General features: G+C 64.0%; 16 protein-coding genes. 13 read left to right on the forward strand and 3 right to left on the reverse strand.

The features are described from left to right. Positions 1 to 77 precede the first annotated feature (77 nt). Positions 78 to 869 (forward strand): YdcF family protein, encoded by a 792-nt coding sequence (locus EN738_RS16575; protein WP_127284612.1) that lies wholly within the window; start codon positions 78 to 80, stop codon positions 867 to 869. On the opposite strand, the gene EN738_RS16580 is transcribed toward EN738_RS16575, so the two are convergent. Continuing rightward, positions 824 to 1561 (reverse strand): DUF599 domain-containing protein, encoded by a 738-nt coding sequence (locus EN738_RS16580; RefSeq protein WP_127284613.1) that lies wholly within the window; start codon positions 1559 to 1561, stop codon positions 824 to 826. The genes EN738_RS16575 and EN738_RS16580 overlap by 46 nt on opposite strands. A gap of 42 nt (positions 1562 to 1603) precedes the next feature. Next, positions 1604 to 2299, reverse strand: a complete 696-nt coding sequence (locus EN738_RS16585; protein ID WP_127284614.1) for a cysteine hydrolase — start codon at positions 2297 to 2299, stop codon at positions 1604 to 1606. A 181-nt stretch (positions 2300 to 2480) separates the two neighbouring features. Between EN738_RS16585 and EN738_RS16590 the strand changes: the two genes are divergently transcribed. The 3 genes from EN738_RS16590 to EN738_RS16600 all read left to right on the forward strand — a co-directional run bounded on the left by EN738_RS16590 (position 2481) and on the right by EN738_RS16600 (position 5329). Further along, positions 2481 to 3884 (forward strand): L-serine ammonia-lyase, encoded by a 1404-nt coding sequence (locus EN738_RS16590; RefSeq protein ID WP_127284615.1) that lies wholly within the window; start codon positions 2481 to 2483, stop codon positions 3882 to 3884. Positions 3885 to 3958: 74 nt separating this feature from the next. Next, positions 3959 to 4396, forward strand: coding sequence for a DUF1489 family protein (locus tag EN738_RS16595; RefSeq protein ID WP_127284616.1), 438 nt, complete (start codon positions 3959 to 3961; stop codon positions 4394 to 4396). A 237-nt stretch (positions 4397 to 4633) separates the two neighbouring features. Continuing rightward, entirely contained in the window at positions 4634 to 5329 is a 696-nt protein-coding gene (locus tag EN738_RS16600; protein ID WP_127284617.1) for a DnaJ domain-containing protein, read from the forward strand. Between the two features lie 43 nt (positions 5330 to 5372). Here EN738_RS16600 and EN738_RS16605 read toward each other — a convergent pair whose 3' ends face one another. Beyond that, on the reverse strand, positions 5373 to 6794 hold the full coding sequence (locus EN738_RS16605; RefSeq protein WP_127284618.1) for a D-alanyl-D-alanine carboxypeptidase: 1422 nt from the start codon (positions 6792 to 6794) through the stop codon (positions 5373 to 5375). Positions 6795 to 7082: 288 nt separating this feature from the next. On the opposite strand from EN738_RS16605, the gene EN738_RS16610 reads away from it, so the two are divergent. The 9 genes from EN738_RS16610 to EN738_RS16650 form a co-directional block, all read left to right on the forward strand. Further along, on the forward strand, positions 7083 to 7412 hold the full coding sequence (locus tag EN738_RS16610; RefSeq protein ID WP_127284619.1) for a phasin family protein: 330 nt from the start codon (positions 7083 to 7085) through the stop codon (positions 7410 to 7412). 277 nt (positions 7413 to 7689) lie between these two features. Beyond that, a complete protein-coding gene (gene clpS, locus EN738_RS16615) occupies positions 7690 to 8016 on the forward strand; it encodes an ATP-dependent Clp protease adapter ClpS (RefSeq protein ID WP_187331408.1) in 327 nt (108 codons plus the stop codon). A 6-nt stretch (positions 8017 to 8022) separates the two neighbouring features. Then, positions 8023 to 10488, forward strand: a complete 2466-nt coding sequence (gene clpA / locus EN738_RS16620) for an ATP-dependent Clp protease ATP-binding subunit ClpA (RefSeq protein WP_127284621.1) — start codon at positions 8023 to 8025, stop codon at positions 10486 to 10488. 355 nt (positions 10489 to 10843) lie between these two features. Then, a complete protein-coding gene (locus EN738_RS16625) occupies positions 10844 to 11674 on the forward strand; it encodes an aspartyl/asparaginyl beta-hydroxylase domain-containing protein (RefSeq protein ID WP_127284622.1) in 831 nt (276 codons plus the stop codon). Between the two features lie 264 nt (positions 11675 to 11938). Continuing rightward, positions 11939 to 12886: a helix-turn-helix domain-containing protein gene (locus EN738_RS16630; RefSeq protein ID WP_245478296.1), complete on the forward strand. Its 948-nt coding sequence runs from the start codon at positions 11939 to 11941 to the stop codon at positions 12884 to 12886. Positions 12887 to 13029: 143 nt separating this feature from the next. Next, a complete protein-coding gene (gene adh / locus EN738_RS16635) occupies positions 13030 to 14547 on the forward strand; it encodes an aldehyde dehydrogenase (RefSeq protein ID WP_127284623.1) in 1518 nt (505 codons plus the stop codon). A 63-nt stretch (positions 14548 to 14610) separates the two neighbouring features. Then, positions 14611 to 14979 carry a DUF779 domain-containing protein gene (locus EN738_RS16640; RefSeq protein WP_127284626.1) on the forward strand — a complete coding sequence of 123 codons (369 nt, stop codon included), beginning with the start codon at positions 14611 to 14613 and terminating at the stop codon, positions 14977 to 14979. Positions 14980 to 15010: 31 nt separating this feature from the next. Continuing rightward, complete coding sequence (gene crcB, locus EN738_RS16645) at positions 15011 to 15385, forward strand: fluoride efflux transporter CrcB (RefSeq protein WP_127284624.1); 375 nt, start codon at positions 15011 to 15013, stop codon at positions 15383 to 15385. 99 nt (positions 15386 to 15484) lie between these two features. Continuing rightward, the coding region (locus EN738_RS16650; protein ID WP_281034310.1) for a S4 domain-containing protein at positions 15485 to 15778 on the forward strand (294 nt) is incomplete at its 3' end.

Genomic DNA, 15778 nt, shown 5'->3' on the forward strand with positions numbered 1-15778 from the left:
GGAACGTGCGCAAGATCAAAGTGTTACAGCGTCCTTTGCGCGTCCAGGGGGCGCGCGGCGCTGTAATGGGGTGAGGGATGTTCTTCTATCTTTCCAAGATTTTCTGGTTCTTCATCCAGCCGCTCAACCTGGCGATCTTCCTGCTGCTGGCAGGCCTGCTCGCGGTAGTGTTCGGCCGTCGGCGGCTGGCCGCCACCGGTAGCGTGCTCGCCTTCCTGATCCTCGCCCTTTCGGCCTGGACGTCGCTTGGCGCGATGATGCTCAACCCGCTGGAGGAGCGCTTTGCCAAACCGTCGCTGCCGCAAAAAGTCGACGGCATCGTCGTGCTCGGCGGCGGCTTCGAGGGCGCCATCAACCTCGCACGCGGCGGCTATGAGTTGAACAGTGGCGGCGACCGCATGGTCGAGACCGCGATCCTCGCCCGGCGGTTCCCACAGGCCAAGGTGGTGGTATCCGGCGGGACCGGAGAACTGTTCCTGGACGGCGAGGGCGATGCCGACACCGCGCCGCGCCTGCTTGGCGCGCTCGGCGTCGGCGCCGATCGGCTGATCCTCGAGAACAAGTCGCGCAACACCTATGAGAACGCCGTCTTCACCAGGCAGATGGTGGCGCCGAAGGCGGGCGAGACCTGGCTGCTGGTGACCTCGGCCTTCCACATGCCGCGCGCCAAGGCGCTGTTCGACAAGGCTGGCTTCCCGACCATCCCATGGCCGGTGGATTACCGCACCTCGGGCAAGGAAGGCATCGGCCTGTTCCGCGACAACCCGGCCGATTCGCTGCAGGTGGCAACCATGGCGATCCGCGAATGGATCGGGCTTGCCGCTTACTGGCTGTCCGGCCGCATCGACCGGCCCTTCCCGGGCGGCTGACCGAGGACCGCCTCCCTGGCCGCAGAGAAGAACTGGCGCCGGACCAGCACCGCCAGCAGCAGCAGCGTCGACAGCACGAAAATCACCGGGTCGATGAACCAGCCGAGATAGCCGATCGAGAAGAAGACCGCGCGCAGGCCGGAATTGAAATGCTTGCCGGCCAGCATGTTCATGCGCGTCGCGCGCCAGACCGCCGTCTCGGTGACCGGATTGCGCGAAGCCTCGCCGTACGGGATCGGCACCGCGCCGATCAGGATCGAGCAGTAGTTGAACAGACGGTAGGCCCAGCCGAACTTGAAGAAGGCGAAGGCCAGGATCAGCACCAGGCCGAAAACCTTCATCTGGAAAGCCTCGCGCGAAGAGGTCGCGCTCAGCGGCAGGTCGCTCAGCACCGTAAGCACCTGGTCGGAGGCGCCGAGCAGCGCGAAACAGCCGCCAAGCGCGATCAGCGAGGAGGATGCGAAGAAGGCGGTGCCTTGCTGCAGACCGGTCATGATGGCGGTGTCGACGATACGGATCTCGCGCTCGGCCATGGTTCGCATCCAGGTCGCGCGCTGGGCGTTCATCGCCGTCGTCAACGAGACGCGGCTGACCAGTCTGCCGTCGGAGGCCAGTGTATGCAGCACCCAGACGATGAGGAAGAAGGCCAGCGCCGCGAGGTCGGCCGTCGAAAGATGGAAGGAATCGCCCATGTCCCCTTGTACCACAGGCGAGCCGGCCGCTTCGACGGTCGGCTAGGCCGGCAGGGGTTGGGCGGCTTTCGCGCGCAGGGCCTCGACCACAATGTCCGTCCTGGTGACCCATCCGAACGCGTTCTCGAAATTCCACAGCGTTGCCTGGCGGTTGAAGTCGGGGCCCGAATGGTTCATCGCGTCCTCGACCAGGACAGGCCAGAACTCCAGCATGTAGGCGTCGCGCGCCGTCGCATCGACGCAGACATTGGTGGCGACCCCGCTGAACAGCAGATGGCGGATATTGCGAGCCCGCAGATACGCTTCCAGACCGGTGTTGCAAAAGCCGCTGTAGCGGGATTTGCGGATGATCTGGTCGCCCGGCTCCGGCTTCAGCGCATCGACGATTTGCCAGTCCCAGCTGTTGTCGATCAACAGCTTGCCGCATAACTCGGGGCGCTGGCGCATCAGCACCATCCCCAGTTCCTTGTGGTAGTTCGGCGAGGAAGCATCGCCGGCGTCGCCGAGGTCGGGCCTGTACGACATCTGGAGATAGACCACGGTGAGGCCAGCTTTGCGCGCGGCCGCAAGCAGCCTTTTGTTGGCCTCGATGGCCGGTGCGGCGCCCGATATGTCGAAGCCCGCCAGGTCGAACATGCCGCCCGCCGAGGCGAAGGCGTTCTGCATGTCCACCACGATGATGGCCGTCTGCGCCGGCATGATGCACACCGGTTCCGGCTTGGCATCCAACGCAAGCATTGCTTCCTCCCCAACGATTACCTGGCGTCTCGGAGAATAGCCCCGCCGGCGTGACCCGACAATCAATGTCGCTGCCGGAGCAGACAAGGTCGGCGGGCGCTCAGCCGCGATCCGCAAAACAGCGGAAACATCTCAGCAATTCCTATATGTATGCCGAGACGGATTCAGGAGACAACGGCGCGTGTTCCTTTCGGTTTTCGACCTGTTCAAGATCGGCATCGGCCCATCGAGCTCGCACACGATGGGGCCGATGACCGCCGCGCGGCGTTTTCTGGACGAAATCCTCGCCGGTGACTGGCCACGCCCGGCAGGCGCCAGGGTCGACCGCATCGGCGCAAGCCTGCACGGCTCGCTCGCCTATACAGGCATCGGCCATGGCTCCGACCGCGCCGTCGTCCTCGGCCTTGCCGGCGAGACGCCGCAGACGGTCGATCCTGACCTCGCCGACGGCATCGTTGCCGGGATCGCAGCCGAGAAGCGCATCGCGCCGCCGGGTCACCCGACTTACCGCTTCGATCCCGCGACCGATCTCGTGCTCGACCGCAAGACGCCGCTCACCGGCCACGCCAACGGCATGGCGTTCTATGCCTACGACGCCGGCGACCGGCTGCTGCTCAAGCGCATCTATTATTCGATCGGCGGCGGCTTCGTCGTTTCCGAGGAAGAGCTGCAGCGGATGAAGGCCAAGGGCTCGGTGACGACGGAAGGCAAGAAGGTGCCTTATCCCTTCAAGAATGCCGTCGAGATGCTGAAGATGGCGGCCAAGAGCGGGCTTTCCATCGCCGAGATGAAGCGCGTCAACGAGGAGACGCAGATGTCGCGCGAGGAGCTCGACGCGGGTCTCGACGCCATCTGGGGCGCCATGAAGGGCTGCATCGACCGTGGCCTGTCGCAGGACGGCATCATGCCGGGCGGGTTGAAGGTGCGCCGTCGTGCCCGGCAACTGCACGACAAGCTGCAGGAACAGTGGCAGCAGAACCGGCCGAACCCCTTGCTCGCCAATGACTGGCTGTCGATCTACGCCATGGCTGTCAATGAGGAGAACGCCGCCGGCGGACGCGTCGTCACCGCGCCGACCAATGGCGCGGCCGGAACGCTGCCGGCGGTGCTGCGCTACTGGCTGCATTTCCATCCCGAAGCCGACCAGCCGAGCATCCGCGACTTCCTGCTCACCGCCGCCGCCGTCGGCGGCATCATCAAGTCGAACGCCTCGATCTCGGGCGCTGAGGTCGGCTGCCAGGGCGAGGTCGGTTCCGCCTCGGCCATGGCGGCGGCCGGCCTTTGCGCCGTCATGGGCGGCACGCCGGAGCAGGTCGAGAATGCAGCCGAGATCGCGCTGGAGCATCATCTCGGCATGACCTGCGATCCCGTCGGCGGGCTGGTGCAGGTGCCATGCATCGAGCGCAATGCGCTCGGCGCCGTCAAGGCGGTGACCGCCGCTTCGCTCGCCATCAAGGGCGACGGCACCCACTTCGTGCCGCTCGACGCGGCGATCGAGACCATGCGCCAGACCGGCCTCGACATGAACGAGAAGTACAAGGAAACCAGCCTCGGCGGTCTCGCCGTCAACGTCGTCGAGTGCTGAACGCCGTCGCTGGCACTGTGGAGAAGTCGGGCAGGGGCGTTGACGGTTTCGCGTGCCGGACTAAACCTTAAGCGATGGCTCTCAATCTCCTAAAACTTTGCGTCGGCTGCGACAGCGTCGAGGATCTCGAAGAGTGGATCGACTTTCGCCTCGACGAGCGGCGGCGCGCCGGCGAGCCGGCCGAGCACTGGCACACCACCCGCATGGTGCCGTCGCGCGGCGACGAGGTCACCGACGGCGGCTCGCTCTACTGGGTGATCAAGGGCAGCGTGCAATGCCGCCAGTTGATCACCGAGATCCGGCCGTTCACCGACGATGAGGGCATCGGCCGCTGTCACCTGATGCTCGACCCGCAAGTCGTGCGCACCGAATGGCAGCCGCGCCGCGCCTTCCAGGGCTGGCGCTACCTGAAACCGTCCGACGCGCCGGCCGATCTCGGCAAGGGCAGGGCAGGCCTGGTCGAGATGCCGCCGAAGCTCAGGCAGGAACTGGCCGAGCTGGGCCTGCTGTAGGGCGGACGATTCTGCCCCGGGGTTGCGATCCGCCGGCGCCTGCTGGCCCTCCCCATGGTGAGACATGGGACTTGCAAGCATTGGCGCCGCGCCACATCTTCAACCTATGTGCGACAATCAGCAGATCGCTCAGGCGCGCCCCGCGCGGGCCCCGGCTTGCCGGAAGGGTCATGACTCCGGCAGGAAATGGCGGTCAAACGAGCGGTCTGTCGTGACGTTGCAGGGCGACGGGAACCGATGGGCATACTGATCGCATTGGTCGCATTGCTTCTGGTGCTTCTAGGCGCCGTCACGATTTTCGTGCGCGCCGATCCTGCGAAAATGGCGGATGGCATGAAGACGCTGGGGCCGATTCTCCTTGCCCTGGCCGGCGCAGCGATATTCGCCGTCGGGCGCAGCGGCCTCGGTGGGATCATGCTGGTCGGCGCGGCAGTCTGGTACGGTACGATGCGCATGAACCGACCGGCGCAGCAACCGCCGCGAAAACGCTCCACCGTGCGCACTGCCGCGCTGGAAATGGAGCTCGATCACAAGACCGGCGGACTGGAAGGGCTCGTTCTGGCCGGCCGCCATGAAGGCAAGATGCTTGGCGCGATGAACCTGGCCGAGCTGCAGCACCTCTATCGTGAGCTCTCCGGCGATCCGGAGAGCCGCCAGCTGCTAGAGACGTATCTTGACGGCCGATTTCCCGTCTGGCGCAAAAACGCAGAGCCGGACAGTGGCGAAGGGCTGGGTGTTGCGCCAGGTGCGGGCGCCATGACTAAGGAGGAGGCCTACAAGATCCTTGGTCTTGAAGCGGGGGCCGCCGCGGCGGATGTCCGCAAGGCGCACCGCCGCCTGATGCAGCGCCTGCACCCCGATATCGGCGGCACGTCGTTCCTTGCGGCGCGGATCAATGAAGCCAAGGACGTCTTGCTCTCCAACCACAACTAGTCTCCTTCGACGCAGAAATTTCCCGGGAGATTCCAATGCCGCCCTACTGCTGGACGGCGTAACAGCTGATCTTCTTCTTCTTCAAAGCGGTGCAGGCATTCCACGCGGCGTCCTTCGACGAGAAGCCGCCGAAGCGGGCGCGGTAGTAGGTGACGCCGTCCTTGTCGAAGGCGACGGTGAAGGCTGAGGCATCGGCCAGCACCTTCGGCGCCTGCTTGCTCGTCTTGTCGAGGAAGGCCTGGGCTTCCGATTGCTTCGGCGAGGACGCCACCTGCACCGCCCAGCCCGACGGCACCGAGGCCGTCTTGACCGGATCGACCGCCGCCGCCGGCTCAGGTTCGGCATAGGCGGCGACGGCCTGCGGCGCCGGGGCCGCAGCCACAGCGGCGACAGCCACGGTCTTGACCTTCTTGATCTGGACGACCGGCGTGGTTTCCTCGACGACCGGGGCGGTTTCCTCGACAACGGGCGCGCTGTCGTCGGCGGAGGCGACCGTCGCCTCGTCTTCAACCGCCGGCTTTTCGTCCGGGGTCGGTGCATCGTGCTTCGGCAGGAACACCTTGGCGAGGGCGCTGATCGGATTGCCGCCACCGGCCTTGGCGACCAGGGCGCCACCACCGCGCGTCGATGCCCTCGGCATGTAGGCGTTGATCAGACCGGCCATCTGGTTGTCGCGCGAGCGGCCCGAGGCGCCGCCCATCACCACGGCGACGAGCTTGCGATCGCCGTCGTTGACCGACGAGACCAGATTGTAGCCGGAAGCGCGGGTGTAGCCGGTCTTGATTCCGTCCACGCCCTTGATGCGGCCGAGCAAGCGGTTGTGGCCGTTGATGCGCTGGCGGCCGTACAGGAAGGAGCGCTGCGAAAAGTAGCCGTAATATTGCGGGAAGTGCTCCCTCAACGCGATGCCGAGCATGGCCATGTCGTGGGCGGTGGTGAACTGGCCCGGATCGGGCAGGCCGTTGGCGTTGCGGAAGACCGTGCCGTTCATGCCGAGCTGACGCGCCTTGGCGGTCATCATGCGGGCGAAATTGGCTTCGTTGCCACCAATCAGCTCGCCCAGCGCCGTCGCGGAATCATTGGCCGACTTGGTCACCATCGACAGGATGGCGGTGTCGACGGACACCGATCCGCCGGGCTTGACGCCGAGCTTGGTCGGCGGCTCGGCCGCGGCGTGGGCGGAGAACGGCACCGGCGTGTTCTTCGAGATCCGGCCCTTCGCCAGCGCCTCGAAGGTCAGGTAGAGCGTCATCATCTTGGTCAGCGAAGCGGGATAGCGCCGACCATTGGCGTCGGAGGAATACAGCACCTTGCCGGTCTTGGCGTCGATGACGATGGCGGCCGACTTCGCCGCCATCGACGAGGCGGCATCGGCGACGACGACGCCCATCGCCAGGGCGACGATCGTGGCCGCCTTAAGGAATGAGGAGGATTTGGAGACGAAGCCCGACAACGCCTGACGCACTGATACTTCCCTGAATTTTCGTTGCCCCGGAGGCGGCGGCGTGAGCCTGCCTCGCTTCCGGTCAAGCTATCGCGGGCAGCGTTACCAATCCGTTTATGGTAACCGCCGCGTTCACCATTTTCTGGCGATTTGAGCCTCTTTTTATTCGAATTTTGGACTCTTCCCGTCCGCCTATGCCCAGCAAACAGGCAAAAACTTGACTTTTGTGCATCGCACAATATATTTACGGTGCATTGCACAAGGGCGCCCGGGGCAAAAGGGCGTTTCAACCACGAAGGGAAGCGTGAAATGGCCCAGACCTACGAGGACTTCAGCAAATACGGCAAGGAATTTGCCGACACCGGATTGAAGAGCTTTGCTTCGCTCACCAAGGGCGCGCAGGCGATCGCCACCGAAGCGGGTGAGTACACCAAGAAGAGCTTCGAGGCCGGCAGTGCCGCCGTCGAGAAGCTGTTCTCGGCCAAGTCGCTGGACAAGGCGATCGAGATCCAGTCCGACTACGCCAAACAGAGCTACGAGAGCTTCGTCGCCGAGGCCGCCAAGATCGGCGACCTCTATGCCGAACTCGCCAAGGAAGCCTACAAGCCGTTCGAATCGATCGTCGCCAAGTCGAAGTAATTTCGCCGCAAGGCACTGAAATTAGGCTAGCCGGCCTGCAAGACAGACCCGGTCGCGGATGCGCGGCCGGGTTTTTTCATGTTCGCTCCAATCCGGCGGCTTTGCTGCCTTCACGATTGCGAAAATCGCTGAAGTTTGCCCACCTAGCCATATTGTCAGCTAAACAGAAGGGCTTAAAATCGTTCATCGAACACCTACATGTCGAACTCGCATGGGGATTCGAAAAAGGCAGGACTACGTGACGATCGGTTTGACTGCCACGGCAGGCGTGGTGCGGATGCAGAGTGAAGGCGACGGCAACGAGGCCGGTCGCGGTACGGCCGTCATCACGCGCACCAAAACCAAGACCAAGAAGCCCAGTCTCTACCGGGTCCTCATCCTCAACGACGACTACACGCCCATGGAGTTCGTGGTTCACGTGCTGGAGCGTTTTTTCCAGAAGGACCGCGAAGCCGCCACACGCATCATGCTTCATGTTCACAATCATGGAGTGGGCGAGTGCGGGGTCTATACATTCGAGGTGGCCGAGACCAAAGTGTCCCAGGTCATGGATTTCGCCCGACAGAATCAGCATCCGCTGCAATGCGTGATGGAGAAGAAGTGAGGTAACATGCCGGCTTTCTCCCAAGGCCTGGAAAAGGCGCTACATCAGGCGCTGACGCTCGCCAATGAGCGGCACCATGAATACGCAACACTCGAACACCTGCTGCTCGCGTTGATCGACGACACCGAGGCGGCCGCCGTCATGCGCGCCTGCAACGTCGACCTCGACGAATTGAAGCACACGGTTCTCACCTATATCGACACCGAACTCGACAATCTCGTCACCGGCTATGATGAGGATTCCAAGCCGACCGCCGGTTTCCAGCGCGTCATCCAGCGCGCCGTGATCCACGTGCAGTCGTCTGGCCGCGAAGAGGTCTCGGGCGCCAACGTGCTTGTCGCCATCTTCGCCGAGCGCGAAAGCCACGCCGCCTATTTCCTGCAGGAACAGCAGATGACCCGCTACGACGCGGTCAACTACATCTCGCATGGCATCGCCAAGCGCCCCGGCGCGTCGGAGAGCCGCACCCCGCGCGGCGCCGATGACGAGCAGGGCGGCCAGAACGGCGCCGAGCCGCAGGAGGAGAACGGCAAGAAGAAGCAGCAGCAGGACGCGCTGACGGCCTATTGCATCAACCTCAACAACAAGGCCAAGGCCGGCAAGATCGATCCGCTGATCGGCCGCGAGTCGGAGATCAACCGCACCATCCAGGTGCTGTGCCGCCGCTCCAAGAACAACCCGCTCTATGTCGGCGATCCCGGCGTCGGCAAGACGGCGATCGCCGAGGGCCTGGCCAAGCGCATCGTCGAGGGCGACGTGCCGGAGGTTCTGCACAACGCCACCATCTTCGCGCTCGACATGGGCACGCTGCTTGCCGGCACGCGCTATCGCGGCGACTTCGAGGAGCGGCTGAAGCAGGTCGTCAAGGAACTCGAGGACTACCCGGGCGCGGTGCTGTTCATCGACGAGATCCATACCGTGATCGGGGCAGGGGCCACGTCTGGCGGCGCTATGGACGCGTCGAACCTGCTGAAGCCGGCGCTGTCGTCGGGCGCCATCCGCTGCATCGGCTCGACCACCTACAAGGAGTTCCGCCAGTTCTTCGAGAAGGACCGCGCTTTGGTGCGGCGCTTCCAGAAGATCGACGTCAACGAGCCGACCATCGAGGACGCCATCGAGATCATGAAGGGCCTCAAGCCCTATTTCGAGGAGTTCCACAAGGTCCGCTACACGAGCGAGGCGATCAAGGCCTCGGTCGAGCTTTCGGCGCGCTACATCAACGACCGCAAGCTGCCGGACAAGGCGATCGACGTGATCGACGAGACCGGCGCCTCGCAGATGCTGGTGCCTGAGGCCAAGCGCAAGAAGACGATCGGCATCAAGGAAATCGAAGCCACGATCGCCACCATGGCGCGCATCCCGCCGAAGACGGTTTCGGCCGACGACGAGAAGGTGCTGCAGGGTCTCGACGTCGAGCTGAAGCGCGTCGTCTACGGCCAGGACACCGCGATCACCGCGCTGACCTCCGCGATCAAGCTGGCGCGCGCCGGCCTGCGCGAACCGGAAAAGCCGATCGGGTCCTATCTGTTCTCGGGCCCGACCGGCGTCGGCAAGACGGAAGTGGCCAAGCAGCTCGCCGCCTCGCTGGGTGTCGAATTGATCCGCTTCGACATGTCGGAATACATGGAACGCCACACCGTCTCGCGGCTGATCGGCGCGCCTCCCGGCTATGTCGGCTTCGACCAGGGTGGCCTGCTGACCGACGGCGTCGACCAGCATCCGCACTGCGTGCTGCTGCTCGACGAGGTCGAGAAGGCGCATCCGGACCTGTTCAACATCCTGTTGCAGGTGATGGACCACGGTAAGCTGACCGACCACAATGGCAAGCAGATCGACTTCCGCAATGTCATCCTGATTATGACCACCAATGCGGGTGCGTCGGATGCGCAGCGCGCGGCGATCGGCTTCGGCTCGACCAAGCGCGAAGGCGACGATGTCGAGGCGATCAACCGGCTGTTCACGCCGGAGTTCCGCAACCGCCTCGATGCGATCATCCCGTTCGGCTCGCTGCCGGTGCCGGTCATCCATCAGGTGGTGCAGAAGTTCGTCATGCAGTTGGAGGCCCAGCTCTCCGAGCGCGGCGTCACCTTCGACCTGTCGCCGGACGCGATCGCCTGGCTGGCCGACAAGGGCTATGACGAGCGCATGGGCGCCCGTCCGCTCGGCCGCGTCATCCAGGAGCACATCAAGAAGCCGCTGGCCGACGAGGTGCTGTTCGGCAAGCTCAAGAAGGGCGGCACGGTGCGCGTCACCGTCGAGAAGAAGGAAACCGGCGAGACCGGCCTGAAGCTCGAATCGCTGGCCGACGAAGCGCCGGTGAAGCCGAAGAAGGAAGAGCCGGAAGAAGCGCCGAAGCCCCGCAAGGCGGCAAAGAAACCCGCAGCCAAGAAGGCGGTGGCGCAGAAGCCGGAGCCGAAGGGCAAGGACGGCGGCAAGCGCAGCCTTGTGCCCCAGTTGCCGCGCAAGGGCTGAGGGCCCCCACGATCGAAAAGCCCCGGAAACGGGGCTTTTTTCATGGTGCTGACAGCGAGCGCGAGGCTGGCCAAGCGAGGCGAAGCGCCGACGCATCGAATTCCCGGTCGGCGATGTCGTGCCGAAGAAGAAATGGGACGACCTCGGCCTGCCGGCAGCGCATTGACCTTAAGTGGAGCGGCCGACTCCAAATATTCTTGTTGGCAACAGCCGTCGACCATTCGGGCCGTATGCGACGGCATTGTGCCGAGCAACAAAAGACCTTATCAAGGCGCACGACCTGGGTGGTGGTCGCGGCCAAGAGCCTTTGGCGATAATCATTCGGAACAGGAATCGCGCCCGGCGCGAGCAACCAATGACAAAAACCCTTCGCAAATCCCTCCGCCAGCTGATCATAGCGGTTCCGCTTCTCGCGCTCGGCTTCTACTTCATCCCGATCCTGACGACGATCTGGATCGTCTGCGGCCTGATCGACGTGCTGCGCAACAAGAACAAGACCCTGTCGCTGTTCCGCGGTTATTTTCTCGGCAACGGCCTCTTCACCTGGCTGCTGTCGCCGTTCAACCTGCTTGTCGACCTGCTTTGCTACCGGAACCCTGGCGTCTGGAAGCTGGAGCAGTTTCCCGCCGACTATCAGCGAGAGGTCAACGAGGTTCTCGACGTCTTCAAGGCGCGCAAGGACGAGATCATCGCCGATATCGACGCCAATTTCGGCACCGGCCGGCGTGGCATGTATGTCTATCAGTGGTACGGCAAGCACAAGATCGACAACGTGGCGGAATTCAACAAGGATTTCAAATACATTAAGACCATCGCCGTGTCCGTCTTCAGGGGCAAGGAATCGACCTCCTGGCATTTCGGTCCGCTTCGGCTCAGCCTGCGCATTCTCTACAATTTGCTGCCGGTGAAGGCCGAGGTTTTCGTCGAGTGCAACGACGCCAGGAACTACTGGCACGACAATCCGCTCTACATTTTCGACGACACGCTGCTGCACCGCTCGGTCAACGAGTATGACGGGCGACGCTATTGCGTCTTCATGGACATCATCCGTCCGTCCCCGTTCCCGGGCCTGATCGCCGGTCTTCTCGCGGTCGTCTCGGTCAGCGTCGAGCGCGTCAACGCCATGTTCTACAAGAACTGGAAGATGATCGGCTCCAGCAAACCGAGGAAGGCCGGTGCGAACTGATCTACGACAGGATCTCGCCAATCGGTCTTAAACCAACGTCCAATGGCGCCGGCCGGCAGCCACCGTTAGAACGCCAGAGCAATTCTGGGACGATTGCGTAGCGATTTTCCGTCCCGAATTGCGCAAAATCAAATACGTCTCGGGGTCAGCGTTCTATCGAAGCTGAACTGCCTTGGGTGTCGAATATGTTCTAGCCAACATGACGACTGAGCGGGAGGAGGTCTCGCTCACGGGAGGGTCAGGTTGATCGGTCGGCAATCAGTCGTGCATGCGGATCATGTCCAGGCCTCGATCGCCAGGAGCGACGCGGCCCATTCGGCGCTGGTCGCCTCATGGCGGCGCTCTCTCCAGCTGCACCGTCTCGATCCGGCCGAGCGCAAGGCGCCTAGGCGGTTGACTGAAGCGGAGCTGATGCTGGCCAGGCAGCGCATGGAGCCACTGGCCCGCGCCGCCGAGGCAAGTCTCAACCGGCTCTATCTCGCGGTCGGCGGCGTCGGCTGCTGTGTGATGCTGGCCGACCGGAATGGCATCCCCATCGAGCGCAGGGGCGCGGTCGCCGACGACGAGACATTCGACGAATGGGGCCTTTGGACCGGGACGGTCTGGAGCGAGGACGCCGAGGGCACCAACGGAATCGGAACCTGCATCGCCGAACAACGGGCGCTGACCATCCATCGCGACCAGCATTTCTTCTCGCGCAACACTTTGCTCAGCTGCACCACGGCGCCGGTCTACGACCACGAAGGCAATCTGGCGGCGGCGCTCGACGTGTCGTCCTGCCGGTCGGATCTGACGGAAGGTTTTGTCCAGCTCATCGCGGTTGCGGTCGGTGACGCCGCCCGCCGGATCGAGGCGGAGAATTTCCGCATGGTGTACTCGAGCGCCCGCATCCTGCTCGCCCCGGTCGCCGAGCGCGGCGCCGGCGCGTTCATCGCCGTCGATGCCGACGATCTGGTTGTCGGTGCGACGCGCACCGCGCGTCTTGCGCTCGGCATAACCCGAGAAGCCCTTGCCAAGGGGCTGCTTGCCGCCGATCTCCTCGGCGATGCAGCCAAAACCTCCGAGGATTTGGATGATGCCGAGCGCGGGGTGGTGCAGCGCGCAATTGCGCGCACCGGCGGCAACGTCTCCGCCGCGGCCCAGAACCTCGGCATTTCCCGCGCCACGCTGCACCGCAAGCTTGCCCGTTTCGGCATCCACCGCACCCATTGATTTTCCCGGACCCGACCTGTCGCAGTTCTGCGACACTCGGCGGCTGCGATCGTCCGACCCCGGGCTGACAAGCTAAAAGCCATCCGCGACTGTCTCCCGCGACGCGACACATTCCGTGGCGCTGTTTTGCTGGGAGGCAGACAATGAACAAGGTGGAATTTTCCCGCACGGCCAAGGTTCCCTTCGCCAAGCGCTACGACAACTACATCGGCGGCAAATGGGTGGCGCCGCTCTCCGGAAAGTACTTCGAGAACATCTCGCCGGTGACCGGCGGGCCGCTGGGCGAGGTCGCCCGGTCGGACGCCAGCGACATCGAAGCGGCGCTCGACGCCGCGCACAAGGCCAAGGAGGCCTGGGGCAGGACAAGCCCAGCCGCCCGCGCGCTCATCCTCAACCGCATCGCCGACCGCATGGAAGAGAATCTCGACCTGCTGGCGCTGGCCGAGACCTGGGACAACGGCAAGCCGATCCGTGAGACGACCGCGGCCGACCTGCCCCTGGCCATCGACCATTTCCGCTATTTCGCCGGCGTCCTGCGCAGCCAGGAGGGTTCGATCTCCGAGATCGACCACGACACCGTCGCCTATCATTTTCACGAACCGCTCGGCGTCGTCGGCCAGATCATTCCCTGGAATTTCCCGCTGCTGATGGCGGTGTGGAAGCTGGCGCCGGCGCTCGCCGCCGGCAATTGCGTGGTGCTAAAGCCGGCCGAGCAGACACCAGCGACCATCATGCTGTGGGCCGACCTCGTCGGCGACCTTCTGCCGGAGGGCGTGCTCAACATCGTCAATGGTTTCGGGCTCGAGGCCGGCAAGCCGCTGGCGTCGTCCAAACGCATCGCCAAGATCGCCTTCACCGGCGAAACGACGACGGGCCGGCTGATCTCGCAATATGCCAGCCAGAATCTGATCCCGGTGACGCTGGAGCTCGGCGGCAAGTCGCCCAACATCTTCTTCCAGGATGTGACGGTGGAGGACGACGACTTCTTCGACAAGGCGATCGAGGGCTTCGTGATGTTCGCGCTCAACCAGGGCGAGGTCTGCACCTGCCCGAGCCGGGCGCTGGTGCATGAGAAGATCTACGACAGGTTCATCGAGCGGGCGCTGAAGCGTGTAGAGGCGATCGTCCAGGGTGATCCGCTCGACCCCGCCACGATGATCGGCGCGCAGGCGTCGAGCGAGCAGCTGCAAAAGATCCTGAGCTACTTCGACATCGGCCGCCAGGAAGGGGCCGAGGTGCTGACCGGCGGCGAACAGAACCACCTGCCGGGCGACCTTGCCGGCGGCTACTACGTCAAGCCGACCGTGTTCCGCGGCCACAACAAGATGCGCATCTTCCAGGAGGAGATTTTCGGACCGGTGGTGTCGGTCACCACCTTCAAGGATGATGACGAGGCGCTGTCGATCGCCAACGATACGCTCTACGGCCTCGGCGCCGGCATCTGGAGCCGCGATGCGAACCGTTGCTACCGCTTCGGCCGCGCCATCCAGGCCGGTCGCGTGTGGACCAATTGCTACCACGCCTATCCGGCGCATGCGGCGTTCGGCGGCTACAAGCAGTCCGGCATCGGCCGCGAGACGCACAAGATGATGCTCGACCACTACCAGCAGACCAAGAACATGCTGGTCAGCTACAGCCCGAAGAAGCTCGGCTTCTTCTGATCGACTCCCGAGGTGCGGGGAGGGCGCGGTTCGCCGCGTCCCCCCTTCAAACAGGGGGAGGACATCTTGGACAAGAAATCGCTGGGCAAAGTGTCCGCCACGCCGGAGGCAGAGGCGTTCCTCGCCGACATCATCGCCGATCACGGCCCGGTCCTGTTCCACCAGTCCGGCGGCTGCTGCGACGGCTCCTCGCCGATGTGCTACCCGCGCGGCGATTTCATCGTCGGCGACGGCGACGTCATGCTGGGCGAGATCGGCGACACGCCGGTCTATATAAGCGCCTCACAGTACGAAGCCTGGAAACACACGAATTTGATCATCGACGTGGTGCCGGGCAGAGGCGGCATGTTCTCGCTCGACAATGGCCGCGAGAGGCGGTTTCTGACGCGCTCGACGATCTGCACGGTTCCCTCCGCCATCGAGAGGGATTGACCGGGCAATCCGGCAACGGCAGAAAGCCGCCATGGCCAATCTACTTCTCGTTGTCATCGGCGGCGGCATCGGCGCCGGCATCCGCCACCTGACCAATATGGGCACCCTGCGCCTGGTCGGCCCCAACTATCCCTGGGGCACGATGGCGATCAACATCCTCGGCTCGTTCGTCATGGGTCTGTTCATCGCCGTGCTAGCGCGGCGCGGCGGCTCGAACGAAGTGCGGCTGTTCGTGGCCACCGGCATCCTCGGCGGCTTCACCACCTTCTCGGCCTTTTCGCTCGATTTCGCCACGCTTTGGGAGCGCGGCGCGACGCTACCGGCGTTCGGGTACGCGCTCGCCAGCGTCATTGGCGCGATCCTCGCCCTGTTTCTGGGTCTTTGGCTCGCAAGAAGCCTGCCTTAGGTTTGTTCATGCATGTCGTTGTCCCAAAACCGCCAGACACTTTTGGGCGACATGCATTAGTGCTATTGCCCCCGCTTCCGAAGAGGCAAAGCGAGACAAATGGCAGGCGTTGAACAGATCACGGTGGAGGCCGGCGAGGCGGGCATGCGGCTCGACCGCTGGTTCAAGACCCATTTTCCGGGTCTCGGCTTCGGCCATCTGCAGAAGCTCCTGCGCTCCGGCCAGATCCGCGTCGACGGCAGCAGGGTGAAGGCCGACACCCGCGTCGAGCCCGGCCAGACGGTCCGCATTCCGCCGCTCGACGTCGACAAGAAGGGCGATGCGCCGCTCACCGGCCATTCGATCCGCAACCAGGGCGACGCCGATGTGCTCGCCAAGATGCTTCTGCACGAG

It is taken from the genome of Mesorhizobium sp. M4B.F.Ca.ET.017.02.2.1 (assembly GCF_003998955.1).
Classification (GTDB): domain Bacteria; phylum Pseudomonadota; class Alphaproteobacteria; order Rhizobiales; family Rhizobiaceae; genus Mesorhizobium; species Mesorhizobium abyssinicae.

What these genes read in the sequence shown, in the direction of transcription:
- EN738_RS16575 (WP_127284612.1), top strand. Translation starts at nt 78, where the DNA reads ATGTTCTTCTATCTTTCCAAGATTTTCTGGTTCTTCATCCAGCCGCTC.
- EN738_RS16580 (WP_127284613.1), bottom strand. Translation starts at nt 1,561, where the DNA reads ATGGGCGATTCCTTCCATCTTTCGACGGCCGACCTCGCGGCGCTGGCC.
- EN738_RS16585 (WP_127284614.1), bottom strand. Translation starts at nt 2,299, where the DNA reads ATGCTTGCGTTGGATGCCAAGCCGGAACCGGTGTGCATCATGCCGGCG.
- EN738_RS16595 (WP_127284616.1), top strand. Translation starts at nt 3,959, where the DNA reads ATGGCTCTCAATCTCCTAAAACTTTGCGTCGGCTGCGACAGCGTCGAG.
- EN738_RS16600 (WP_127284617.1), top strand. Translation starts at nt 4,634, where the DNA reads ATGGGCATACTGATCGCATTGGTCGCATTGCTTCTGGTGCTTCTAGGC.
- EN738_RS16610 (WP_127284619.1), top strand. Translation starts at nt 7,083, where the DNA reads ATGGCCCAGACCTACGAGGACTTCAGCAAATACGGCAAGGAATTTGCC.
- clpS (WP_187331408.1), top strand. Translation starts at nt 7,690, where the DNA reads ATGCAGAGTGAAGGCGACGGCAACGAGGCCGGTCGCGGTACGGCCGTC.
- clpA (WP_127284621.1), top strand. Translation starts at nt 8,023, where the DNA reads ATGCCGGCTTTCTCCCAAGGCCTGGAAAAGGCGCTACATCAGGCGCTG.
- EN738_RS16625 (WP_127284622.1), top strand. Translation starts at nt 10,844, where the DNA reads ATGACAAAAACCCTTCGCAAATCCCTCCGCCAGCTGATCATAGCGGTT.
- adh (WP_127284623.1), top strand. Translation starts at nt 13,030, where the DNA reads ATGAACAAGGTGGAATTTTCCCGCACGGCCAAGGTTCCCTTCGCCAAG.
- crcB (WP_127284624.1), top strand. Translation starts at nt 15,011, where the DNA reads ATGGCCAATCTACTTCTCGTTGTCATCGGCGGCGGCATCGGCGCCGGC.